The following is a 22,736-nucleotide window of genomic DNA, read 5'->3' as shown; positions in this document are numbered from 1 at the left end:
ACACCCATGTCCCTCGCCCCCGCCGTCCCATCGGCCGACGTCCAGCTGCCGGCCACCCGCCGCGATATCGCGCCGCTGCTGCTGGTGCCGGCGCTGATGCTGGCCACCCTGCCGCTGGTGGGCAGCTGGTCCACCTGGGTCACCCTCACCGTCGCGGGCCTCGCGATGGGCATGATGATCTTCATCATGGCCAGCGGGCTGACCCTCGTGTTCGGGCTGATGAACGTGATCAATTTCGGCCATGGCGCATTCATCGCAGTCGGCGCGTTTTCGGCCACGCTCGTGCTGCTGCCGCTGCGCCACTGGCTCGAGATGGATTCCCTGCCCAGCAATCTGGCTGTGCTGGCGCTGGCGATCGTGGTCGCCATGCTCGTCACGGCGCTGCTGGGCTGGGCCTTCGAACGGTTGCTCATCCAGCCCGTCTACGGCCAGCACCTCAAGCAGATCCTGGTCACGATGGGCGGCATGATCGTGGCCGAGCAGCTGATTCACGTCGTCTGGGGCGCCGCGACGATCGCCGTGCCGCTGCCCACGGCCCTGCGCGGTGCGTTCCTGCTGGGCGACGCGGCCATCGACAAGTACCGCCTGGTGGCGGTGGCGATTGGCCTGGTGGTATTCGTCGCGATGTACCTGATCCTGAACCGCACGAAGATCGGCCTGCTGGTGCGCGCCGGCGTCGAACATGGCGAGATGGTCGAAGCGCTCGGCTACCGCATCCGCCGCCTGTTCATACTGGTGTTCGCGGCCGGCGCAGGCCTTGCCGGCCTGGGCGGCGTGATGTGGGGCTTGTACAAGGAAACGCTGACGGCCGCGATGGGCGGCGAAATCATGGTGATGCTGTTCATCGTCATCATCATCGGCGGCCTGGGGTCGGTCGGCGGCTGCTTCATCGGCGCGCTGCTCATCGCGCTGGTGGCCAATTACGCGGGCTTCCTGGCGCCCGGGATCGCGCTGGTGTCGAGCATCGTCCTGATGATCTCGGTCCTGCTGTGGCGGCCCGCCGGGCTGTATGCGACGGGACGGGGCTGACCATGCTGCGCCAACTGTTATCGGGCGACCTGCCGCGCAGCCGCAGCCTGACGGCGCTGCTGGTCGTGATCGTGCTCGGGCTCGCGCTGGCGCCGTTCCTGACCTCCGGTGCGCGGCCACTCAACACGGCGGCCACGATCTGCGTCTACATCGTGCTGGTGGCGTCCTACGACCTGCTGCTGGGTTATACCGGCATCGTCTCGTTCGCCCATACGATGTTTTATGGAATCGGCGCGTATGGCATCGGGCTGGCGCTGGCGCGCGTCGATGAGCCGACCTGGGGCGTCGCCATGGCGGGCCTTGGCCTGGCGCTGCTGCTTGCGCTGGCCCTGGCGCTGGTGGTGGGGCTGTTCGCGCTGCGCGTGCAAGCCATCTTCTACGCGATGATCACGCTGGCCGTGGCCTCGTCGTTTGCCGTGCTGGCCTCGCAACTGTCCGACTTCACCGGCGGCGAGGATGGCGTCACGTTCAGCGTGCCGCACGTGCTTTCTCCTGCCTATCGGCTGGTCGAGCACGAGGTGTTCGGCCGTCATCTCGATGGCCGGGTGCTGACCTATTACGTCGTGTTCTCCGGCTGCCTGCTGCTGTTTCTGTTCCTGCTGCGGCTGGTCAATTCGCCGTTCGGGCGGGTGCTGCAGGCGATCCGCGAAAACGCGTTTCGCGCCGAAGCCCTTGGCTACCGCACGATGGTGTACCGGATCTGGGCCAATGTCCTGGCGGCGCTGACGGCAAGCCTGGCCGGCGCCCTGATGGCGCTGTGGCTGCGCTACGTCGGCCCAAAGACGTCGCTTGGCTTCGAGGTCATGACCGACATCCTGCTGATCGTCGTGATCGGCGGCATGGGCACGATGTATGGCGCGGTCGTGGGCGCGACACTGTTCATCCTGGCCCAGAACTATCTGAAAGACTGGATGGCGCACGGCGCTGCCGCACTGGACGGCGTGCCTGTGCTGGCCGCCGCCCTGCACCCGGATCGCTGGATGCTGTGGCTGGGGCTGCTGTTCATCCTGTCCATTTACTGGTTTCCGGTCGGGATCGTTGGCAAGCTGCGGCTGCGGGCGTGGCTGGCGCAGCGACCGACGCGCTCTTGACGCAATAGGTAGGGTGGACGGGTTTCCCGTCCACGCGTTCAACCCGACTTCGCATACGACGGAGCGGGGTTGGTTTGGACGCGTGGACGGCAGAGCCGTCCACCCTACGACCTCGGCGACGTTTTTTGGTTCCCCCTCCCCCTTTGCGTCGCGCCGGGCACGTGACCCGGCAGCCCCAACGCACCGCAATACCGCGGTGCCCGCCGTTTCTATGATAAAGCCTCGATCCCCGACGCGACGGCTCACCATGCAACGACTCAATTTCATGCTCGCCGCAGTAGAGAGCCCGGCCGCCTGCGCCCCTCGCACCACCCAGGCAGCCGGTACCAAAGTGCTCAGCGAAGACTTCGGCAACCTGGCCGACTCCCCGGGCTGGGTGCGCATCAACCGCAGCATCCCGCTAGGCGCGCCATGGTGCCAGGGCGACCCCGACATCTTCCCGGCCCAGGCTGGCCCACCCGGCGCGTACGCCGTCGCGAGCTGCCTCAGCGCCGCCCACGGCGTCGGCCGCGTCGACAACTGGCTGATCACGCCGACATTGACACTCAGTGGCCCCACCACGCTGTCGTTCTTCACCAGCCGCGAGCGCGTCGACGGCTTCGACGATCTGCTGGAAGTGCGCTACGGCAGCGGCAGCGGGACCGCTGCAGCGTCCTTTGACACGCTGCTGGCCAGCATCGGCGGCGCCGTCGACTTCCCCGCACAATGGCAGCCATGGCACCTCGACCTGACGGTAGACGGCACAGGCCGCTTCGCGTTTCGCCACCTGGGCGATGCGGCCAGGCTGAGCCATGTCGGGCTCGACACGGTGCGCGTGGTCACGCGTCTGCCGGAACCCACCAGCCGGCTTCTGCTGGCCGATGGCCTGGGCGTGCTTGGCCTGCTGCGCCGCCAGGAGTCGCACTGACGTAAAAAAGCCGGCAACCCTCACGGGCGGCCGGCTTTCGGATACTGCCTGCGCGCTGGCTTATGCCTGGGCGCCCTTGTTGTACGCTGCCACGCCGGCAACGATCTCGGCCTTGGCTTCATCGATACCAGCCCAGCCTTCGATCTTGACCCATTTGCCCGCTTCGAGGTCCTTGTAGTGCTCGAAGAAATGCTGGATCTGCTTCAGGCGCAGCTCTTCCACGTCGTCCAGCGACTGGATTTTCTTGTACATCGGCAGCACTTTTTCGATCGGCACTGCGATGACCTTGGCGTCGCCGCCGCCGTCGTCGGTCATCTTCAGCACGCCCAGCGCGCGGCAACGGACCACGACGCCTGGTGGCAGCGGGAACGGGGTGATGACCAGCACGTCGCATGGATCGCCGTCGTCGGCGATGGTTTGCGGCACGTAGCCGTAGTTGCACGGGTAGTGCATGGCGGTACCCATGAAACGATCGACGAAGATCGCGCCCGTGTCCTTGTCGACTTCATACTTGACCGGATCGGAGTTCATCGGGATTTCAATGATGACGTTGAAGTCGTTCGGCACGTCTTTGCCGGCTGGGACGTTGTTCAGGCTCATGATGGGATCCTTGGTTGCTAAAGAGTCAAAATTAGTCCGCCATTATAGCGAAAGGCACGCGTTACAACACAGTCGCCAGTGCGCACTGCCGGTAATGCTTGGCGGCCAGCTCGTCCTGCCCCAGCGCTTCATGCATCTGGGCCAGTTTCAGATGCGCTTCGCGCACCATCGCCGCTTCGGTCGCGTCCGACAAGGCTTGCTCCAGATAGCGCTGGGCCTTGCCCCACAGCTTCTGTTTCAGGCACAGCGTGCCGAGCGTAAGCGCCAGTTCGGCGTCCTGCGGCCGTTCACGGCGCCACGTTTCGCAGGCTTCGATCTGGGCCAGCAGCGATGGCGAGCCGGCCGGGCTGGCCGCGTCGCGGTAGGCGCGCACGACACGTTCGTCCCAGTTAGCCTTGAGCGACTCTTCGGCAATTGCGCGCGCTTCGTCGTGCAGGCCGCGCGCATTGAAGGCGCCGGCGGCGCGCGCCGCCACGTACGGCACCGTGCGGTCTTGCGGGGGCACCGTGGCCCAGGTCCAGCGGATCGATTCGGCGTCGTGGTCTTCGCCGCCCAGCAGCGCTTCGTAGGCCATTTCGCGCAGGCGCCGGGCCAGTGCCGGATGCAGCGCATTGCGTTTGTCGAGAATGCGCACCAGGCGCAGCACCTCGGGCCAGTTGCGCGCTTGCTGGTTGGCCTTCATTGCCCACTGCAGTGCGTGGATGTGGCGCTGGCCGCTGGCATTGAGTTCGGCTACCGCTTCCAGTGCCGCCTCAGGGCGGTGATCGTCGACCAGCAGTTCGGTCAGCGTCATCAGGCGCGCCGTCTTGAGCGTGGTGTCGTGCGAGATGCCGGCCAGCCAGGCGTCGCGGCGTGCCGGCTCGCGCATGCGGTGCGCCGCGCGCGCGCCGATCAGCGCTGCCAGGCCCGTGTTCTCGGGCAGGTCGGCAGCGCGCATCGCAGCCTTTTCGGCGTGGCCGAAGCGGCCTTCGAACAGTGCCTTGAGCGCGTCGCGCAAGCCCTTGTTGCCATCGCGCTCGCGGCGGCGCTGGCGGTACGCCGCCACCCGCTGCGGCATACGCGCCGTCGCGTAGAAGGTGCGCACCAGCACGTACAGCGTGGCGAACAGCAGCATCAGCACGACGACGAACAGATTGAGCGACATGTCGATCCGGTGCGGCGGATAGAACAGCACCACATTGCCCGGATTGAAGCGCGCCGTCACCGCGATGCCGATGGCCGCGGCCATCAGCGTAACCAGCCAGATGAGTAAGCGCATGGTTATTGCTTCGCTTTGTAGTTGCGCACCGCGCCCAGGCTCTCGGCCAGCGTCGGCAATTCGATCGTCAGGTCATTGGCCTGCACCTGGCGCAATGCCGCCTGGGCCGATTGCGTCGTGCGGGCGCGCGTGTCGAAGTACTTGGCCAGCATGGTCTGGGCCGTGGCTAGGTCGTCGCGGAACGTGGCTTCGTTACGCGACAACAGGGCCAGGCGCGCATTAAGCAGGCGCAGCTTGAGGTTTTCGCGGACAAAGAACGACTCGCTCGGCGACAGCATCAGCGCCTCGGGGTCGTCGACACTGCGCACGCGGATCAGCTGGCGCACGTCGTCCCACATCTCCTGGCTCCACATGCTCCAGGTCTGCAGCAGACGCTGACCCACACCGAGCGACTCAGGTGGCACCGCCGGCGCGGCATTCTTGGCAGGCGCGGCCGCGGCTGCGGCCTCGAGCCGGCGCGTCGTGCGCACCGGGGCCACCGGCAGCAGCGGCTTTTCATCGGCCAGCATCGGCAGCGTCTCGACCTGGACGATCACATTGTCCAGGCGCAGCGCGACGCCGGCCAGATCGACCGCCGGCAAGGCCTTGAGCTTGTCGATGTCAGCCGCGATCGCGCGGCGGATGGTCAAAAATTGCGGGGCATTCGAGCTCGAGACGGCGCGATCAGCGTTCTGCAGCGCGATCAGGGCGCCCTGCACATTGCCGGCCAGTTGCAGCTGCTGGCTCGCGGTCGCGAGCACCTGCTCGATTTCGGACAGCGCCCACTCGTCGCGGTTCTGCGACAGATCCTTGTAGAGCTGCTCGAGCGCGACCTGCTGACTCTGCGCTTCGCTCTGGCGGCTCTCCAGCACGCCAACCTTGATCTGCAGTTCCTTCGACTGGTCGGCCACGTCGCGCGCGAGCGCCGCCGTCTCGGCATTGACCGCATTGCCCTTCTGCAGGCTGCGCGCCATGTCCTGGCGCAGCGAATTGATGCGGCTGTGCGACGAGAACGTCTGCACGGCCAGCATCACGGCCAGCGCGATGACGGCCAGCGGCAACGGTCGCGCCACACGGTCGAACAGGCCGCGCGCGGCCGGACCGCTCACGCGCGGCGCAGCAGGCGGCACCTGCGTCTCCTCCGGCTTGGCAAGGCTGGGGGCGGGCACGCTGGCCTGGGGTTGGTCTGGGTTGTTCGGCAATTCGTTCATTCTTGTGATTGTAACGCTGCTAATAGGCGTGCATCGCCGGAACCGGTGAGGCGCACGTGTTCCAGGCCCAGATCGCGAGCCGTCTGTGCAATCCGCGCATGGGGCACGATCAGGCGCTGCTGCTGTAATCGCGCCATCAGCGCATCGTCGTCGATGGCTTGCACCAGCCCGGCCAGTCCGCGCAAGGCTTCCGAGCTCGTGATTATCCAGTCGTTTGGCTGCGCCAGCAAGGCGCGCAATCGTGTGGCCAGTTCCGCCGTCAATACCGGCGTCGCGCGGCGGTACGCGGCCACCGGCTCGACCCGGGCGCCGGCGGCGCGCAAGGCGTCGGCCAGCAGCTCGCGGCCACCGTCGCCACGCACGATCAGCACGCGTTTGCCGGCGTACGACGCCAGGTCGAGGCGCTGCAGCAAGTGCTCGGAATCGCTGTGCGCGCTGTCGGCCGGGCTGAAGATCGTACATGCGTCACCGGTCACCCCGTGGCGTGCCAGCGCGGCGCGGCTGCCGTCGCCGACGATCGCCACCGGCACCGCCGCTGGCCAGGCATCGATGTGCGCGAACGCGGCATCGATGGCATTGGGCGAGACGAATGCCACCAGCGCAAACCGGTCAAGTTCGGCCAGCGCCGCGCGCAGCGGCGCGGCATCCTCCACCGGGCTGATCTCGAGCAGCGGCAGCAGCACGGCGGTACGGCCGCTGGCGGCAACGGCCTGGGCCAGCGCATCGGCCTGCGCGCGCGGGCGCGTGACGACGACGACGCGCGCCGTCTCAGGCATCTCAGGCATCCTGGTTTGCAGCGGCATCGAGACGGCACGCCGCCAGGATCGCATTCGCATCCTGCTGGGCCAGCAACTCGGACACCTGCTCGCCCAGATACTCGGGCTGCTCGACCGGGCCGCTCACTTCGGCGTGCGCGCTGCGCTTGCCGTCCGGCGTGGCGACCATCGCGCGCAGGCGCAGTTGGCCGCTCTGCACGGTGGCGAAGGCCGCCAGCGGAATCTGGCAGCTGCCGCCAAAGATACGCGACACCTTGCGCTCGGCCAGCACGGCGCTGGCCGTGTCGTCGTGGTTCAGCGGCGCCAGCACGGCGCGCAGGTCGACGCCGTCGCTGCGCGCGCTGCTCAGGATCTCGATCGCCATCGCGCCCTGCCCGGCCGCCGGCAAGCTCATTTCGGGTTCGAGCAGTGCGCGGATGCGCTGCGGCAGGCCGAGGCGCTTGAGGCCCGCAGCGGCCAGGATGATGGCGGCATATTCGCCGCGATCGAGCTTGCTAAGCCGCGTATCGAGATTGCCGCGCAGCGGCAGGATGACCAGGTGCGGATAGCGCGCGGCGATCAGCGACTGGCGGCGCAGGCTGCTGGTGCCGACGATGGCGCCGGCCGGCAGCGCATCGAGGCTGGCGTAATCGTTGGACACGAACGCGTCGCGCGGGTCTTCGCGTTCGAGCACGGCGGTCAGCTCGAAGCCTTCGGGCAGCTCCATCGGCACGTCCTTGAGCGAATGCACGGCCAGGTCGGCGCGGCCTTCGGCCATCGCGACTTCGAGCTCCTTGACGAACAGGCCCTTGCCGCCAACGGCCGACAGCGTGCGGTCGAGAATCTGGTCGCCCCGTGTGGTCATCCCGAGAATCTCGACGCGGCACTGTGGATATAATGCGACGAGCCGGTCGCGTACGTGCTCCGCCTGCCACATGGCCAGGCGACTCTCGCGGGATGCGATAATGAGTTTTGACGGCGCTGACGCCGAAGTACTCTGCGAAGTACCTTGCTGTATAGCTGCTAACACACGAATTCTTTCACTGTCATTGGGCCGATCCGGCCGGTGCCGGTAACCGCTCCCTGCATAAGATCACAAATTTTATCATGGGGGCCTCTTGCAGACCGTGGCCAACCGCCCTCGCACAACGCTTACTTGTGGTCGATATGAACAATCCTGCTCTCCCTGACGTAACCGCCGGCGCCGACAAGGACGCGCCGCTCAAAGAAGACATCCGCCTGCTTGGCCGCCTGCTGGGCGACGTATTGCGCGACCAGGAAGGCGCCGAGGTCTTCGACCTGGTCGAAACCATCCGCCAGACCGCCGTGCGCTTCAGGCGCGACGACGATCCCGACGCCAGCAAAGAGCTCACGACGATGCTGCACGGGCTCACGCGCGACCAGACCATTTCGGTCGTGCGCGCGTTCTCGTACTTCTCGCACCTGGCCAATATCGCCGAAGACCAGCACCACAACCGCCGCCGCCGCGCGCACCTGCTGGGTGGCTCGGCGCCGCGCGCGGGCAGCATCGGCTACGCGCTGGACAAGCTCGCTGGCGCCGGCATCGGCCGCGACGAAGTGCAGGCATTCTTCAACGACGCGCTGATTTCGCCCGTACTGACGGCGCACCCGACCGAGGTGCAGCGCAAGAGTATCCTGGACGCCGAGCACGATATTGCCCGCCTGCTGGCCGAGCGCGACACGCCGCTCACGCCGCGCGAGCGCCAGCGCAACGAGCAGATGCTGCATGCGCGCATCGCCACGCTGTGGCAGACGCGCATGCTGCGCTACTCGAAGCTGACGGTGGCCGACGAAATCGACAACGCGCTGTCGTACTACCGCATCACGTTCCTGCGCGAGCTGCCGGCGCTGTACGACGACATCGAGTTCGAGATCGACGAACAATACGGCCCTGACGACGGCGCCCAGGATGACGCCCCCAAACCCCACGCATCCTACCTGCAGATGGGCAGCTGGATCGGCGGCGACCGTGACGGCAACCCGAACGTCAACGCCGACACGATGCGCCACGCACTGACGCGCCAGTCGACGACGATCCTCGACTTCTACCTCGACGAAGTCCATGCCCTGGGCGCCGAACTGTCGGCCTCCACACTGCTGGTGGACGTCACGCCGGCGCTGGAGCTGCTGGCCCAGAACTCGCCCGACGCCTCGCCGCACCGCAGCGATGAGCCTTACCGGCGCGCGCTGATCGGCATCTATGCGCGCCTGGCCGCCACCGCGCGCGAGCTGGGCGTGGGCCACATCCTGCGCAAGGAAGTCGGCCACGCCGCACCGTACCTCGACCCCGAACTATTTGCGGCCGACCTGGAAACGCTGGCCGACTCGCTGCGCCAGAACCATGGCGCCATGCTGACCATGCCGCGCCTGGCCGGCCTGCTGCGCGCCGCGCGCATCTTCGGCTTCCATCTCGCCTCGCTCGACATGCGCCAGAGTTCGGACATCCACGAGCGCGTGCTGGCCGAACTGCTGGCCCGCGCCGGCGTCGAGCCTGACTACGCGGCGCTCGACGAAGACGCGAAGGTCGCGCTGCTGCTGCGCGAACTCGACAGTGCCCGGCCCTTGATCTCGCCATGGGATACCTACGGCGACGAGACGACGTCCGAGCTGGCGATCCTGCGCTGTGCGCGCGAGATCCGCCTGCGCTACGGCCCGCGCGCCATCCGCAACTACATCATCTCGCACACCGAGACGGTGTCCGACCTGCTCGAAGTGCTGCTGCTGCAAAAGGAAACCGGTCTGCTGCGCGCCAGCAGCACGACGGGCGAAGTGATGGTGATCCCGCTGTTCGAAACCATCCCCGACCTGCAACGCGCGGCCGGCATCATGGATGCGTGGATGGCGCTGCCGTTTGTGGCCAACGTGATCGCAAAGCAGGGCCACCTGCAGGAAGTCATGCTGGGCTACTCCGACTCTAACAAGGACGGTGGCTTCCTGACATCCAACTGGGAGCTGTACCAGGCCGAGCTGAAACTGGTCGAGGTGTTCGCGCAGCAGAAGGTCAAGCTGCGCCTGTTCCACGGCCGCGGCGGCACGGTTGGCCGTGGCGGTGGTCCGAGCTACGATGCAATCCGCGCCCAGCCGCCGGGCACCGTCAATGGCCAGATCCGCCTGACAGAACAGGGCGAAATCATCGCGTCCAAATTCTCGAATGCCGAAATCGGCCGGCGCAACCTGGAGCTGCTCGTCTCGGCCACGCTGGAAGCGAGCCTGACGCCCAACACGGCGAGCGAGGCGCAGACCGGCCGCCTGCACCGCTTCGAATCGGTGATGGCCGAGCTGTCGAACCGCGCCTACAAGGCCTATCGCGACCTGGTCTACGACACGCCCGGCTTTACCGACTACTTCTTTGCGGCCACGCCGATCGCCGAGATCGCGGAGCTGAACCTCGGTTCGCGCCCTGCTTCGCGCAAGTCGACCCGCCGCATCGAAGACCTGCGCGCGATTCCGTGGGGCTTCTCGTGGGGCCAGTGCCGCCTGCTGCTGCCGGGCTGGTTTGGCTTCGCGTCGGCGGTCCATGGCTGGCTCGGCGAAGGCGAGCGCGAGGCGAAACTGGCCGAGCTGCGCACGATGTTCCAGGAATGGCCGTTCTTTGCCACGCTGCTATCGAACATGGACATGGTGCTGGCCAAGACCGACCTGCCGATCGCCCGGCGTTATGCGGAACTGGTGGCCGATGTCGAACTGCGCGAGCGGATCTTCAAGCGCATCACGGCCGAACACGCGCTCACGCTGACCATCCTGGAAGACATCACCGGCACCGGCGAGCGCCTGCAGGGCAATCCGCTGCTGGCGCGCTCGATCCAGAACCGGTTCGCCTACCTGGACCCGTTGAATCACCTGCAGGTGGAGCTGATCGGGCGGCACCGGGCACTGGCGCTCGATCCGGCAAGCCAGGTCGATGCGCGCGTGCACCGGGGCATCCACCTGTCGATCAACGGCGTTGCGGCCGGCTTGCGCAACACGGGCTAACGGTTCACGCGAGTTGCAACACGCCGGTCTGCCGGCGCCGGTCCACCGGCGCCAGCTGTACCGGCGCCGCCTGACCCAGCTTGAAATTCCCGACCAGCGCACTGAGGTTGGCGGTCTGCTCCTGCATCGAGGCCGCCGCCGCGGCGGCCTGCTCGACGAGCGCAGCATTCTGCTGCGTGACGGCGTCGATTTCCCCGATCGCGCTGTTGACCTGCGCGATGCCCTGTCCCTGGCGCTGGCTGGCAGTGGCAATCTCGGCCACGATATCGGTGACGCGCCGCACGCTGGCCACGATCTCGTCCATCGTGCCGCCGGCCGCCGCGACGAGGGAAATCCCGTTGTCGGCGTGCCGCACCGACTCGTCGATGAGCACCTTGATTTCGCCGGCCGCCGCGTTGGCGCGCTGGGCCAGGTTGCGTACCTCGGACGCCACCACGGCAAAACCGCGCCCCTGCTCGCCGGCGCGCGCCGCTTCCACCGCCGCATTGAGCGCCAGGATATTGGTCTGGAACGCAATCGATTCGATCGTGCCGGTGATGTCGACAATGCGGCGCGACGACGTGTGAATGGCGCCCATCGTATCGACCACGCGCGCCACCGCTTCGCCGCCCTTGACGGCCACCTGGGACGCCGATGCCGTCAGCGTGTTGGCCTGCAAGGCGCTGTCGGCATTCTGCTTGACCGTCGCCGCCAGTTCTTCGATCGATGCCGCCGTTTCTTCCAGCGCGCCGGCCTGCTGCTCGGTGCGGCGTGACAGGTCCAGGTTGCCGCTGGCGATTTCACCGGACGCCGTTTCGATGGCGTCGGTACTGCCGCGCACCTGGCTGACCACCCCGTGCAGATTGGCGCGCATGCGCTGCAGCGCCACCTTCAGGCGCCCGGTTTCGGTCCGGTCGTCGGCGTTGCAGTCGAGCGTTGCGCCAAGGTCGCCGTCGGCAATGCGGCCGGCGAACGCCACCGCTTCCTCGAGCGGGCGCCGGATGGCACGTGCAGACAGCTGGCCCACCACGACCATCAGCATCACAGAGATCAGGGACGCCAGCAGCAGCAGGCGTTCGGAGCGCACGACCAGTTCGTGGCCGCCAACGCGCGTGGCCTCCGCGCCAGCCCCGATGGTGTCGCTCAGTTCGCCCATACTCGTTTCGAGCTTGCGGAAATGCCCCATGAAGTCCGCCTGCGCCTGGCGCGCCGCAACCGGGTCGGTGAACGCCAGGTCGATCATCCGCGCCACGCTCTTGAGGTAGGCGTCGACGTCAGCGCGCACGGCAGGAATGGCGCTTTGCAGCGCCGCGTCGGGATGCTCCTTGGCCAGCGTGTCGATCAAGCCGGCCAGCGTGGCCGCGTGCTGCGCATGGTCGCGCCGGACGTCGGCCTGCTTGCCTGCACCATCCGGTCCGGCAATCAGCGCGGCCAGTACATCGGCGCGCAAGGCGTCGTGCGCCATGTCGGCCTGGAGCTGGTGCTTCAGCGCGCTGCCGTTGACGGTGATGGCATTCATCGCCGTTTCGAGCGACAACATCGCGCTGTAGGCGATGCACGCCACCACGGCAGCCAGAAAAACCGCTGCCAGGTTCGATAGAAACAGCCGGTGCCGGATGGTCAGATTCATGGTGATTTCTCCCTACAGTTTGAACGATAGCCCGACCGTGAGCGCGGCATCGGGCGTGCGCCGGTTCAGGCCCAGCGACAGCATGGTGTCGAGCTGGCAGCGGTCTGACAGCAGCCACGCCATGCCCGTGTCGAACGTGGCCACGGTGCCGCCGTTGGCGCTGCGGGCGATCTGCGGCGCCGCCACTTCGACGAATGCGCGCCAGGTCGGCGTCAGCTCTTTGCCAAGCACCACGCCGAGGATGCCGTAGCCGAAGCGCTTGCCGTCCTCGGTGCGCTCGCGGCCGATGCCGGGCATCACGCCCAGCGACAGGTCGCCCGGCAATTCCCATTCAGCGGCCACGCGCAGCGACGGGCGCACGCCCTGACCGCGCCAGGTCCGCGACCCGCTGTCCAGGTCGGCATGCAGCAGCACACCCACCGACGGCCGCCCCGGCGCCTCGTCCTGCACATGCCATTTCACGCCGAGCGCCGTGTCGGCGTAGCCGGCGGACGTGCCCTCGCCGCCCGCATGCTGCACCGTACGGCCGTCGGTTTCGAGCCGCAGTTCGAGCACGTCGCCCACGCCGTAGCGCAGCAGCGTCGGCATGCTGTAGGTCCGCGCGCGCACGCCATCGGACTTGTCCCGCTCGGCCAGCACGCTGGTCTCGATCTGGAACCGGCCACGGCCGACCACATTGCTGGACTCGACGAAATCGGGCCGGTCGGTGACGATCACGTCATCGCCAGCGACAGCGGACAGCGGGGCCAGCAGCGCGAGGCTGGCGAGACAGGATTTGGCAAGGCGTGGGTATTGGGTGGAAGGCATGTTGCGGTCTTTCAAGGAAGGAAATCAAGGCCTGAAGTACAGGCCAAGTATTGCAAAAATCGGGGGGCATAGAACATCTGTCCGAATTTATTTCTGCTGTTCAATAAAACGTGTGTATTGACAACCACGGTTTACTTGGGAGAGTGACAAAGAATCGTGTCCGGGGCATGTCGATGATTTATTCTGGAAGGTGGCGCGTACATGGCGTCGACTGCCGCTGACAGGCCAGCACAAAAAAAGCCGCCCGGTGCGAACCGGGCGGCTTTTCACGTCGAGACGACCGACGCTGTATGACGAATTACTGATTGTGCAAGAAGGTCTTGAGCTTGTCCGAGCGCGATGGCTGACGCAGTTTGCTCATCGCCTTGGCTTCGATCTGGCGAATCCGCTCGCGGGTCACGTCGAACTGCTTGCCCACTTCTTCCAACGTGTGGTCGTTCGACATCTCGACGCCGTAACGCATGCGCAGCACCTTTGCTTCGCGCGGCGTCAGCGAGTCGAGCACTTCCTTGATCACGTTGCGCATCGAGGCGTGCAGTGCGGCGTCCAGCGGGGCCAGCGTGGCATTGTCTTCGATGAAATCGCCCAACTGCGAATCGCCATCCTCGCCCATCGGCGTTTCCATCGAAATCGGCTCTTTCGCGATCTTCATGATCTCGCGAACTTTGTTCTCTGGCATTTCCATCTTCAGGGCCAGCGTCGGCAGATCCGGCTCGCTGCCCGTTTCCTGCATGATCTGGCGCGAGATGCGGTTCATCTTGTTGATCGTCTCGATCATGTGCACCGGCACGCGGATCGTGCGGGCCATGTCGGCGATCGAACGCGTGATCGCCTGGCGGATCCACCACGTCGCATAGGTCGAGAACTTGTAGCCGCGACGGTATTCGAACTTGTCGACCGCTTTCAGCAGGCCGATATTGCCTTCCTGGATCAGATCCAGGAATTGCAGGCCGCGGTTGATGTATTTCTTGGCAATCGAAATCACCAGGCGCAGGTTGGCCACGGTCATCTCGCGCTTGGCCTGGCGTGCACGCTTTTCGCCCGCCGCCATCTGCTTGTTGATCTTGCGCAGGTCGGCCAGCGGCAGCGCCACGCGCGCCTGCAGGTCGATCATGCGCTGTTGCAGTTCCTTGATCGCCGGCAGGTTACGGCTCAGCACCGCGCTGTACGGATACGCGCAATCGACTTCGCGGTCGCCCCATTGCAGATCGGTTTCGTTGCCCGGGAAGACCTTGATGAAGTGGGCGCGCGGCATGCCGCAGCGGTTCACGCAGATGTCCAGTACGGCGCGCTCGATCGAACGCACTTCGTCCATCTGGCCACGCAGCGTGTCGCACAGCTTCTCGACGACCTTGGCGGTAAAGCGGATGCCCAGCAGTTCGTACGAAATGACGGCTTGCGCATCTTCGTATGCCGGCGAGCCATAGCCCTTGTTCTTGAACGCGTGGCCCATCAGGTCGAACTGCTGCTCGATCAGCGCGAATTTCTCGAGCGCGCTCTTCTTCAGTTGCGCGAGTTGCTCAGGCGAGTAGCCGGCAGCGGCGCCACTGTTGACGTCGCCCTCTTCTTCTTCGACTTCTTCCTCTTCTTCTTCGTCGTCCTCTTCGCTGATCGCAGCGGCGTGGGCGACCGAGGCAGCAGGCGCCGGGGTGTCGTTCATGTCAACGAAGCCATCGACCACGTCGTCGATCTTCAGTTCATCGTTGGCGATCTTGTGCGACAGCGCGATGATTTCCGAGATCGTCGTCGGGCAGGCCGAGATTGCCTGGACCATGTCCTTCAGGCCCTGCTCAATGCGCTTGGCGATTTCGATTTCGCCTTCGCGCGTCAGCAGCGACACGGCGCCCATTTCACGCATGTACATGCGCACCGGGTCAGTCGTGCGGCCAAAGTCCGAGTCGGCGGTCGACAGTGCGGTTGCTGCAGCCGCTTCCACTTCGTCTTCGCTCGTCGGCGTCACGGCCTGGTCCGACAACAGCATCATTTCGGCTTCCGGCGCGCGCTCGTAGACGGCGATGCCCATGTCGTTGAAGGTCGCGATGATGCCTTCGATCGCTTCCGGATCGATGATATTTTCCGGCAGGTGGTCGTTGATCTCGGCGTGGGTCAGGAAGCCCCGCTCCTTGCCCATGTTGATCAGGTTCTTCAACTGCTGGCGACGGCGCTCGAGTTCGGTTTCCGAGAAGCCTTCTTCCTTCAGCAGCGCAATGCCCTTGGCCTTGCGCTCACGCACTTTCGATGCGGCCTTCATTTCGGCGCGCTCGACGGCGTTCAGCGCCGCGACTTCGTCGTTCTCCGGCACGAATTCGCTTGGCTTGCGGCCACGGCGGCCAGGCACCTTCACCTGCGGCAGCAGGTAGCCCGACGTGTCGATCGCCGCCAGCGCAGCGGCGTCGGTGGTCTTGCTGACGGTGCCGACGGCATTGGTCTGGGCAACGGCGACGGACGCCGGGCTGGCGTCAACGCGGCGCGCGGTGCGGGTGCGCACGACTTTCGGCGCTTCCTCGGCCACCGGGGCAGTCTCGGCAACGGCGGGGGCCACGGCCTCGGCCGGTGCAGCTTCGGCAGCGACGTCGCTTTCCGGCTCGGCGTTTTTCAGTGCTGCCAGACGGCCGCGCTTGCGCACGATGACCGGTGGCGCGGCTGGCTTGGCCTGCGTTGGCATGTAGTCGTCGGCGGGATCGTGCGCGTCAAGCGCGGTGTCGGCGGCAGCAGCGACAGGCTCAGGCGCGCTGATCTCGGCCGGCGCGGCAGCTTCCACTGGCGCGGCGGCCACTGGCGCCACTGTTGCGGGTGCGGCTTCAGCGACGGCTGGGGCGGCAACCGGCTCGGCGGCAGGGCCACCGGCGGCCAGGATCGCGTCGGCCTGGGCTTTGAGCGTCGCCAGGCGCGAACGGGTCTTGACCACCGTGACCTTGGCCGCCGCTTCCGTTTCGAGGAAGTAGGAAGTGGCGGTTTTAGGCACTGCCAGCGGGGCCGATGCCTTGGCCGGGGCTTTTTTCGCTGTCAGTGTCAATGTCTTGGCGGTGTTTTTCATAGCTTAAAACTCTCCAGTCGAGGCGAGTAGCGCGCCTGCGAAGTCAATAATCCAGCGGGCCCCGCGTACGGGACCTGGGAATGGGGAACGGAAGTGGCCCTACCTTAGGGCGGACATGCCAGACTTCAAGCCCGACCTGCCCTTCGGTGCGCGCGCCGGCGTAATATCGGGGCTGCGGGCAGGTGGCGTTGGTCGCTGTTCAAAATCGTGCTGTGCATGTCGGAACGAAAAAAAGCCCGCTAACACGGGCTTGCATCTATTTTTCTAGAAGAATAGGAGATGGGGCCATTACGCCCCAATGCAAGTTTTGGTGATCATTGCTCGATACGGTGAGGGATCTGCACGTGTCACCGGGTGCATTGCCCCGGCATGATGACCTTCTTGCTGGTCTGCGCCGGCGCAAGCCGGACTCAAGGCAAGAGGCGGATCATACACGATTTCGCGTTTCAATGCTTCATCGCAGTGCGTCTTTCTCAACATTTATTAGTGGAACTAGTACAATGCGGCTTTTAGCGCCGTGCTATCCTTCGCAATCCTGTTCTTACCATGAAGTCAATGAATACCAATACCCCTGCAGAGTCCGTCGACACCACCGCCGCGCCAGCCACCCCGGATGCACAGCAGCCAACGCAGTCGCCAGCCGAGCCGGCAGCGCCAGCAGCCCCGGCTGCCGCCCCTGCCCCGGCATCAGGCCAGTCGGCGCGCTCGCTGCTCAAGCAACTCCAGCAGGAGTATCCCGCCTTCCGTGACTGCCTGCCACTGTCGATCGGTATCGACAAGCAGTTGCAGGCACGCATGCCGGGCCTGGACAAGAAAACGATGCGCGCCGCCCTCGGCATCCACACCGGCTCGATGCGCTACCTGCGCGCGATGGAAAAAGCCAAGGTCCGCTACGACCTCGACGGCACCGCCGGCGCCGAAGTGCCTGAAGCACACCGCCTGCACGCCAAAGAGCAGCTGCAGCAGCGCTTCAAGAAAGAAGCCGATCGCAAGAAGGCCGAGCGCGACGCCGCCCTCGAAGAAGAAAACAACCGCAAGCGCCAGGAAAAGCTGCAGGCGCTGGCGTCCAAGTTCTCGAAGACTTGAATTCGGGAGACGCCTTGAAGGACGCGGCAGCAGAAGGAATGCAACTCGACTTGCAACCCGAGCTGCCCGCCTACATCGGCATCGACCCGGCCCATGTGCGGCTGGTACGGTCCGACGCCGACGCGCAGCAGGCGCTCGCGGCGCTGCTCGCGGCCGATGTCATTGGCTTCGACACCGAATCCAAGCCAACGTTCGCCAAGGGCGAAGTTTCGACCGGGCCGCACCTGGTGCAGCTGGCCACCGACGACTTTGCTTTTCTGTTCCAGACCGCCACGCCCGCTGGCAACGCCCTCGCCTTCACCGTGCTGGAACCCGTGCTGGCCTCTGGCAGCATCCTCAAGGTGGGTTTTGGCCTGGGTGACGACGTCAAGCGGCTGAAGTCCAAGTTCGGCATCGAATTGCGCCACGTGCTCGATCTGTCGACGGCGCTGCGCCGGCGCGGCGAAAAGAATCCGCTGGGTGCAAAGAGTGCCGTGGAACGCTTCTTCGGTCAGCGCCTGCAAAAATCCAAGCGCATCACGACCACCAACTGGTCGCTACCGCACCTGTCGGACAAGCAGCTGCAATATGCGGCAGACGACGCGCATGCGGCGCTGCGGATCTACCGGCGCTGGAAGACCGAAACCCCGGCAGTGTAAATCCCGCGCGGCGTTCAATATTCGCGCTATCATCGTCAGCGTCCATGCTGCCGGTGAATCCATGCCATCTCGACGCTTCCGTTGGCCCGCTGCCGCGCTTTTCTGCACGCTCCTGTGCACCATCGCGCTCATCGCCGACGCTGCGCCCCAACCCGTTCCCGACACCCTCACCCAGCGCCTGCTCGCCTGCGCCACCTGCCATGCGCGCGTCGATGCGCGCGGCAATCCCGTCAACGACAGCTTCTATCCGCGCATCGGCGGCAAGCCGGCCGGCTACCTGTATCACCAGCTGCGCAATTTCCAGAACGGCCGGCGCCACTACCCGGTGATGACCTACCTCACCGAGCACCTGCCCGACGCCTACCTGCGCGAAATCGCCGCGCATTTTGCGGCGCAGGCGCCGACCGTGCTGCCGCCGACGCCGGTCAACCTGTCGCCCGCACAGCGTGACCGGGGCCGCCAGCTCGTGCACGAGGGTGACCAGACCCGCGGCATCCCGGCCTGCATCGCCTGCCACGGCGCGCGCCTGACCGGCGTGCAGCCCGCGATCCCGGGCCTGCTTGGCCTGCCGCGCGATTACATCAACGCGCAGTTCGGCGCCTGGCGCAATGGCGTGCGGCGCGCCCATGCACCCGATTGCATGGGCCAGGTAGCGGCGCGCCTGTCGCCCGACGATGTCGCCGCCGTCTCGGGCTGGCTGGCGGCGCAGTCGATGCCGGCCGACCCACGGCCGGCTGATGCCGTACCCCGGCCGCTGCCGATCCTCTGCGGTAGCGCGCCATGATGAAGACCGTGCGCATCGTCCTGCTGGCGGTGGTGGTCGCAGTCGGCCTGGCGATCGCCCTGGCATGGCCGCGCGCCGACTTCGTCCCGGCCAGTTCGCCCGCCGCCTGGGCATCCACGCCCGCCAATATCGCGCGCGGCGCCTACCTGGCGCAGGCCGGCGACTGCATCGCCTGCCACACGGCGCGTGGCGGCGTGGCGTATGCAGGCGGGCGGGCGCTCGATACGCCGTTCGGGCGCTTTTACGGCCCGAACCTCACGCCCGACCGCGACACCGGCATCGGCGCCTGGAGCGCCGACGACTTCTGGAATGCGCTGCACAATGGCATCGCACCAAGCGGCCGCCTGCTGTATCCGGCCTTCCCGTACACGAACTACACGAAGGTCACGCGCGCCGATGCGGATGCGCTGTTTGCGTACTTTCGCAGCCTGCCGCCGCAGCGCCAGGCGAACCGGCCGCACGATATCCGCTTCCCGTACGACCAGCAGGCGTTACTGGCCGGCTGGCGCCTGCTGTACTTCCGGCCCGCTGAATACGCCGCACAACCGGCGCGCAGCGCCAGCTGGAACCGGGGCGCCTACCTCGTCGAAGGCCTGGGCCACTGCAGCGCCTGCCACAGCACCCGCAACAGCCTGGGCGCGGCGGATGGCGCGCTGGCTGGCGGCATGATCCCGACCCTCGGCTGGTACGCGCCGTCGCTCACCGCCAACCATGAGGCGGGCCTGGGTGACTGGAGCGACGCGGATATCGTGGCGCTGCTGGGTACCGGCATCTCGCCGCGCGGCGCAGCGACCGGGCCGATGGCCGAAGTGGTGGCGCGCAGCCTGCAGTACCTGACGCCCGACGATCTGGGCGCGATGGCGGGCTACCTGAAGTCGCTCGCCGCCACGCCCGTGCGTGCGCAGCCCACGCCGGCATTGCTGCCTGCCGCTGAACAGGTGCTGGCCGAAGGTGGCCGAATCTACGGGGCGCAGTGCGCGGCATGCCATGGCGACGATGGCAAGGGACGCATGCCGGCCTACCCGCCGCTGGCCGGCAACCGCGCCGTGACCATGACGCCGGCCGTGAACGCGATCCGGATGACGGTCAACGGCGGCTTCCCGCCCGGCACGCGCGGTAATCCACGGCCGTACGGGATGCCGCCGTTCGGGCATGAACTCGATGACGCGCAGGTGGCGGCGGTGCTGACCTGGATCCGGGCCAGCTGGGGCAATGCCGGCGCGCCGGTGACGGCGAGCGAAGTCAATCGCTATCGGGCGGTGTCGCTCGACTGAGTCACTGGACTGAGCCGCGGGCGACTCACACCATATCGGCAAACGCCACCCGATCGGTGGTGGCATTGCGTGCATCTTCCAGTCGCACCTTGTGCGAGGCCAGCAAGCCTTCGAGCGACGCATTCATCGTGTGGCAACCGGCATCGATGCCGCGATTCATGTGCGCGCGGATGCTGCCCAGGTCCCCTGTTTCGAGCATGCGCACGACCGCCGGACTCGGGGTCAGGCATTCGGTGGCGAGGTGATAATGGTTGCCCTCCACCGACGGCAGCAGCGCCTGGCACAGCACGCCGCGCAGTGCGTGGGCCAGCGCTTGTGCCTGGGCGTCCGTGTTGCCCAGCAAGCGCAACATCTTTTGCAGGCCCAGTTCGGTCGAGCGCGCATGCAGCGACGCCAGCACCAGCGGGCCGGATTCGGCCAGCGCCAGCGCTTCCTGCGCCGTCTCGGCGTCTCGGATCTCGCCGATGACGATCACGTCCGGCCGCTCGCGCAGCGCGTCGAGGGCGCCCAGGTAATAACTGTCGACGTCGCCGTCCTCGCCCACTTCGCGCTGCGTGATGATGCAGCGGCGCTGCGGGATCAGCGTTTCGACCGGGTCTTCGATGGTGATGATGTGGCCCGAGCGGTGGCGGTTGATCTCGTCCAGGATCGACGCGATCGTCGTCGACTTGCCCTGGCAGGTGTCGCCGATGATCAGGACCAGGCCACTGGTCAGGCTGGCGAATTCGCGCTCGTCGTCCCACAGGCCCAGGTCGGCCAGCGGGATCGGCTCTTTCGGGAAGCGGCGGATCACGCAGCCAATCCGCTTGCCGCCCTGGAAGCGGAAGCAGTTGGCACGGATGCGCGCCGTGTGCAGGTCAATCGAGCGGTCGAACGCGCGCGACGCGATGCGCTGCGTCCAGTTCGGCTCGATGACGTCGAAGAATTCTTCCAGCTCTTCCTTCGTGATCGGCGAATCGGTCACCGCCACCAGGCCCTTCGGCTGACGCAGCATCAAGGGGCTGTTCTGGTGGATGATGATGTCCGAAAACACCAGCTTCGAGTTCAGCAGATGCAGGATCTGCTGGACCAGCGTTTCGAAGACCGGATGGTCTTCGTTCTCGATATACGACAGGGTGGGGATCTGCGAGGACTGGTGATGTTCCATCTGGCCGATGCTGGTAAAAGATCAAGTGTCGACCATTATAGAACCTGAATATTGCAGAAAAGAAAAAAATCTTCAGCGTGACATACTCGCAACAATGCGCTCGCCGAACACCGTGATCGTCACGCCAACGACCACCACCAACGCACCCGCAATGCGCACGCCGGACACCTTGCGCGTCGCCATATTGATCAGGCCAAAGTGATCGATGGCCATCGAGCTGAGCAGTTGCCCGGCAATCACCAGCACGATCAGGCTGAGAAGACCGATGCGCGGCGCCAGGAACACGGTGCCGAACACGAACGCCGCGCCGAGAAAGCCGCCCAGGAACTTCCACGCCGGCTGCGACGGTAAGGCCGCAAGCGTCGCGCCCAGGCCACCGACGCCGCTCTTGGCCAGCGCCACCGCCAGCAGCACCGCCGTGCCGCAGGTGAACGACACCAGCGCCGCCATCATCGAATTGGCCCCGATCGAATGGGCCAGCTGGCTGTTGATCGCCGCCTGCACCGACATGGCCATGCCCACACAGAATGCCATCGCCAATAAAATCACGTTCATCGCACTACTCCGTTGCAAAAAGCGCACTATCTTAGTGCATCTTGCGTGGGCGTGCTGGATCGTCGGAGCGCGCGGCTTAATCCGCACAGTTGCATTTCACACCACGGCGCGCGCAGTCTGTCGCAAACGGCTCGGCAGCACGGGGCCGTCCTGCCAGGATGTGCAGCATTCCCACCGCCTTTCAAGGAGCCCCACCATGTCGCGTCACGCCTATTCCACCCCTGCCCTGCGCGCCCTGATGCTCGCCGCCGTCCTCGCCTGCAGCGTAGCGCCCCCTGCGGCCATGGCCTGGCCATTCGGCAGCGAACAAGTCGAAGGCAATGGCAATGTCACGCGCCAGGCGCGCAAGGTCGAGTCGTTCAATGGCATCGCGCTGGGCCTGCCGGGCCGGCTGGAACTGCGTACTGGCAACGTCGACAGCGTCACGGTCGAGACCGATGACAATCTGCAGGCCCTGGTCGAGACGCGCGTCGAAGACGGCATGCTGCGCATCCGTCCCGCCAAGCGCAACCTGAACCTACGCACCCGCAACCTCAAGATTGTCGTGACGGCACGCCAGATCGATCGTCTGTCGCTGGGCGGCTCGGGCACCATCGATGCGGATGTCCTGCGCGGCAAGCGCCTGGACCTGGACGTCGGCGGCTCGGGCAAGATCCAGATCGCGCGGCTGGAGGCCGAGACGGTCTCCGCCAGCGTGGCCGGCAGCGGCGACCTGCGCGCCGATGGCGGCGCGGTACGCGAACTGTCGGTGTCGATCGGTGGTTCAGGCGATGTCGACATGGGCAAGATCGCCGCCGATTCGGCGCGCGTGAGCATCGCCGGATCCGGCGACGCGACAGTATGGGCAAAGAATGACCTGCGCGCGAGCATCGCCGGGTCGGGCGATGTCGGCTATTACGGCGATCCCAAGGTGAGCCGCAGCGTGGCGGGCTCGGGAGAAGTGCGGCGCATCGGCAACGCGCCGCGCTGATGGTGC

Annotated in this window: 19 protein-coding genes; 9 read left to right on the top strand and 10 right to left on the bottom strand. The window is 66.1% G+C overall.

The genetic code is table 11. The features are described from left to right. Positions 1–6 precede the first annotated feature (6 nt). The 3 genes from HD842_RS03110 (at position 7) to HD842_RS03100 (ending at position 3,027) form a co-directional block, all read left to right on the top strand. Positions 7–1,029, top strand: a complete 1,023-nt coding sequence (locus HD842_RS03110) for a branched-chain amino acid ABC transporter permease (protein WP_183550822.1) — start codon at positions 7–9, stop codon at positions 1,027–1,029. Between the two features lie 2 nt (positions 1,030–1,031). Further along, a complete protein-coding gene (locus tag HD842_RS03105) occupies positions 1,032–2,120 on the top strand; it encodes a branched-chain amino acid ABC transporter permease (protein ID WP_183550818.1) in 1,089 nt (362 codons plus the stop codon). A 247-nt stretch (positions 2,121–2,367) separates the two neighbouring features. After that, positions 2,368–3,027 (top strand): choice-of-anchor J domain-containing protein, encoded by a 660-nt coding sequence (locus HD842_RS03100; protein ID WP_183550815.1) that lies wholly within the window; start codon positions 2,368–2,370, stop codon positions 3,025–3,027. Between the two features lie 60 nt (positions 3,028–3,087). On the opposite strand, the gene ppa is transcribed toward HD842_RS03100, so the two are convergent. From ppa to hemC, 5 genes are all read right to left on the bottom strand, one after another. Further along, on the bottom strand, positions 3,088–3,627 hold the full coding sequence (gene ppa / locus HD842_RS03095) for an inorganic diphosphatase (protein ID WP_183550812.1): 540 nt from the start codon (positions 3,625–3,627) through the stop codon (positions 3,088–3,090). A gap of 61 nt (positions 3,628–3,688) precedes the next feature. Further along, the gene (locus HD842_RS03090) at positions 3,689–4,885 is read right to left on the bottom strand and encodes a heme biosynthesis protein HemY (protein ID WP_183550809.1); all 1,197 of its coding nucleotides are present in this window, start codon (positions 4,883–4,885) and stop codon (positions 3,689–3,691) included. A 2-nt stretch (positions 4,886–4,887) separates the two neighbouring features. Further along, positions 4,888–6,075 (bottom strand): uroporphyrinogen-III C-methyltransferase, encoded by a 1,188-nt coding sequence (locus HD842_RS03085; RefSeq protein ID WP_183550806.1) that lies wholly within the window; start codon positions 6,073–6,075, stop codon positions 4,888–4,890. Beyond that, on the bottom strand, positions 6,072–6,851 hold the full coding sequence (locus HD842_RS03080; RefSeq protein WP_183550803.1) for a uroporphyrinogen-III synthase: 780 nt from the start codon (positions 6,849–6,851) through the stop codon (positions 6,072–6,074). The genes HD842_RS03085 and HD842_RS03080 overlap by 4 nt, the downstream gene beginning before the upstream one ends. A 1-nt stretch (position 6,852) precedes the next feature. Then, on the bottom strand, positions 6,853–7,848 hold the full coding sequence (gene hemC / locus HD842_RS03075; RefSeq protein ID WP_183553556.1) for a hydroxymethylbilane synthase: 996 nt from the start codon (positions 7,846–7,848) through the stop codon (positions 6,853–6,855). Positions 7,849–7,997: 149 nt separating this feature from the next. Here hemC and ppc point away from each other — a divergent pair, with 149 nt between their 5' ends. Then, positions 7,998–10,823, top strand: a complete 2,826-nt coding sequence (gene ppc / locus HD842_RS03070) for a phosphoenolpyruvate carboxylase (RefSeq protein WP_183550801.1) — start codon at positions 7,998–8,000, stop codon at positions 10,821–10,823. A 4-nt stretch (positions 10,824–10,827) separates the two neighbouring features. On the opposite strand, the gene HD842_RS24345 is transcribed toward ppc, so the two are convergent. The 3 genes from HD842_RS24345 to rpoD form a co-directional block, all read right to left on the bottom strand. Next, on the bottom strand, positions 10,828–12,432 hold the full coding sequence (locus HD842_RS24345; protein ID WP_183550798.1) for a methyl-accepting chemotaxis protein: 1,605 nt from the start codon (positions 12,430–12,432) through the stop codon (positions 10,828–10,830). 12 nt (positions 12,433–12,444) lie between these two features. Beyond that, positions 12,445–13,239, bottom strand: a complete 795-nt coding sequence (locus HD842_RS03060) for a transporter (protein WP_183550795.1) — start codon at positions 13,237–13,239, stop codon at positions 12,445–12,447. Positions 13,240–13,537: 298 nt separating this feature from the next. Then, positions 13,538–15,904 (bottom strand): RNA polymerase sigma factor RpoD, encoded by a 2,367-nt coding sequence (gene rpoD / locus HD842_RS03055; protein ID WP_370660812.1) that lies wholly within the window; start codon positions 15,902–15,904, stop codon positions 13,538–13,540. Between the two features lie 927 nt (positions 15,905–16,831). Here rpoD and HD842_RS03050 point away from each other — a divergent pair. From HD842_RS03050 to HD842_RS03035, 4 genes are all read left to right on the top strand, one after another. Continuing rightward, on the top strand, positions 16,832–17,362 hold the full coding sequence (locus HD842_RS03050) for a ProQ/FINO family protein (protein ID WP_183553554.1): 531 nt from the start codon (positions 16,832–16,834) through the stop codon (positions 17,360–17,362). A 38-nt stretch (positions 17,363–17,400) separates the two neighbouring features. Next, positions 17,401–18,000 carry a 3'-5' exonuclease gene (locus tag HD842_RS03045; RefSeq protein WP_183550789.1) on the top strand — a complete coding sequence of 200 codons (600 nt, stop codon included), beginning with the start codon at positions 17,401–17,403 and terminating at the stop codon, positions 17,998–18,000. 61 nt (positions 18,001–18,061) lie between these two features. Then, on the top strand, positions 18,062–18,784 hold the full coding sequence (locus HD842_RS03040; RefSeq protein WP_183550786.1) for a c-type cytochrome: 723 nt from the start codon (positions 18,062–18,064) through the stop codon (positions 18,782–18,784). Continuing rightward, positions 18,784–20,058 carry a cytochrome c gene (locus HD842_RS03035; RefSeq protein WP_183553552.1) on the top strand — a complete coding sequence of 425 codons (1,275 nt, stop codon included), beginning with the start codon at positions 18,784–18,786 and terminating at the stop codon, positions 20,056–20,058. Before HD842_RS03040 ends, HD842_RS03035 begins: the two co-directional genes overlap by 1 nt. 25 nt (positions 20,059–20,083) lie before the next feature. Here the strand turns inward: HD842_RS03035 and HD842_RS03030 are convergent, their stop codons facing one another. Then, positions 20,084–21,205 carry a type IV pilus twitching motility protein PilT gene (locus HD842_RS03030; protein ID WP_183550782.1) on the bottom strand — a complete coding sequence of 374 codons (1,122 nt, stop codon included), beginning with the start codon at positions 21,203–21,205 and terminating at the stop codon, positions 20,084–20,086. A 72-nt stretch (positions 21,206–21,277) separates the two neighbouring features. Beyond that, positions 21,278–21,760: a DMT family transporter gene (locus tag HD842_RS03025; RefSeq protein ID WP_183550779.1), complete on the bottom strand. Its 483-nt coding sequence runs from the start codon at positions 21,758–21,760 to the stop codon at positions 21,278–21,280. 196 nt (positions 21,761–21,956) lie between these two features. Between HD842_RS03025 and HD842_RS03020 the strand changes: the two genes are divergently transcribed. After that, complete coding sequence (locus tag HD842_RS03020; protein ID WP_229424572.1) at positions 21,957–22,730, top strand: head GIN domain-containing protein; 774 nt, start codon at positions 21,957–21,959, stop codon at positions 22,728–22,730. The last annotated feature ends 6 nt before the right edge of the window (positions 22,731–22,736 follow it).

Origin of the sequence: Massilia aurea, assembly GCF_014200505.1 — a bacterium.
GTDB classification, from domain to species: domain Bacteria; phylum Pseudomonadota; class Gammaproteobacteria; order Burkholderiales; family Burkholderiaceae_D; genus Telluria; species Telluria aurea_B.
The sequence above is the reverse complement of the archived record's forward strand: the minus strand, read 5'-3'. Positions and strand labels throughout refer to the sequence as shown.

Excerpts from the sequence above, each read along its gene's own strand:
- HD842_RS03110 (WP_183550822.1), top strand. The coding sequence starts at position 7 with ATGTCCCTCGCCCCCGCCGTCCCATCGGCCGACGTCCAGCTGCCGGCC.
- HD842_RS03105 (WP_183550818.1), top strand. The coding sequence starts at position 1,032 with ATGCTGCGCCAACTGTTATCGGGCGACCTGCCGCGCAGCCGCAGCCTG.
- HD842_RS03100 (WP_183550815.1), top strand. The coding sequence starts at position 2,368 with ATGCAACGACTCAATTTCATGCTCGCCGCAGTAGAGAGCCCGGCCGCC.
- ppa (WP_183550812.1), bottom strand. The coding sequence starts at position 3,627 with ATGAGCCTGAACAACGTCCCAGCCGGCAAAGACGTGCCGAACGACTTC.
- HD842_RS03090 (WP_183550809.1), bottom strand. The coding sequence starts at position 4,885 with ATGCGCTTACTCATCTGGCTGGTTACGCTGATGGCCGCGGCCATCGGC.
- HD842_RS03085 (WP_183550806.1), bottom strand. The coding sequence starts at position 6,075 with ATGAACGAATTGCCGAACAACCCAGACCAACCCCAGGCCAGCGTGCCC.
- HD842_RS03080 (WP_183550803.1), bottom strand. The coding sequence starts at position 6,851 with ATGCCTGAGACGGCGCGCGTCGTCGTCGTCACGCGCCCGCGCGCGCAG.
- ppc (WP_183550801.1), top strand. The coding sequence starts at position 7,998 with ATGAACAATCCTGCTCTCCCTGACGTAACCGCCGGCGCCGACAAGGAC.
- HD842_RS24345 (WP_183550798.1), bottom strand. The coding sequence starts at position 12,432 with ATGAATCTGACCATCCGGCACCGGCTGTTTCTATCGAACCTGGCAGCG.
- HD842_RS03060 (WP_183550795.1), bottom strand. The coding sequence starts at position 13,239 with ATGCCTTCCACCCAATACCCACGCCTTGCCAAATCCTGTCTCGCCAGC.
- rpoD (WP_370660812.1), bottom strand. The coding sequence starts at position 15,904 with ATGCCAACGCAGGCCAAGCCAGCCGCGCCACCGGTCATCGTGCGCAAG.
- HD842_RS03050 (WP_183553554.1), top strand. The coding sequence starts at position 16,832 with ATGAATACCAATACCCCTGCAGAGTCCGTCGACACCACCGCCGCGCCA.
- HD842_RS03045 (WP_183550789.1), top strand. The coding sequence starts at position 17,401 with ATGCAACTCGACTTGCAACCCGAGCTGCCCGCCTACATCGGCATCGAC.
- HD842_RS03040 (WP_183550786.1), top strand. The coding sequence starts at position 18,062 with ATGCCATCTCGACGCTTCCGTTGGCCCGCTGCCGCGCTTTTCTGCACG.
- HD842_RS03035 (WP_183553552.1), top strand. The coding sequence starts at position 18,784 with ATGAAGACCGTGCGCATCGTCCTGCTGGCGGTGGTGGTCGCAGTCGGC.
- HD842_RS03030 (WP_183550782.1), bottom strand. The coding sequence starts at position 21,205 with ATGGAACATCACCAGTCCTCGCAGATCCCCACCCTGTCGTATATCGAG.
- HD842_RS03025 (WP_183550779.1), bottom strand. The coding sequence starts at position 21,760 with ATGAACGTGATTTTATTGGCGATGGCATTCTGTGTGGGCATGGCCATG.
- HD842_RS03020 (WP_229424572.1), top strand. The coding sequence starts at position 21,957 with ATGTCGCGTCACGCCTATTCCACCCCTGCCCTGCGCGCCCTGATGCTC.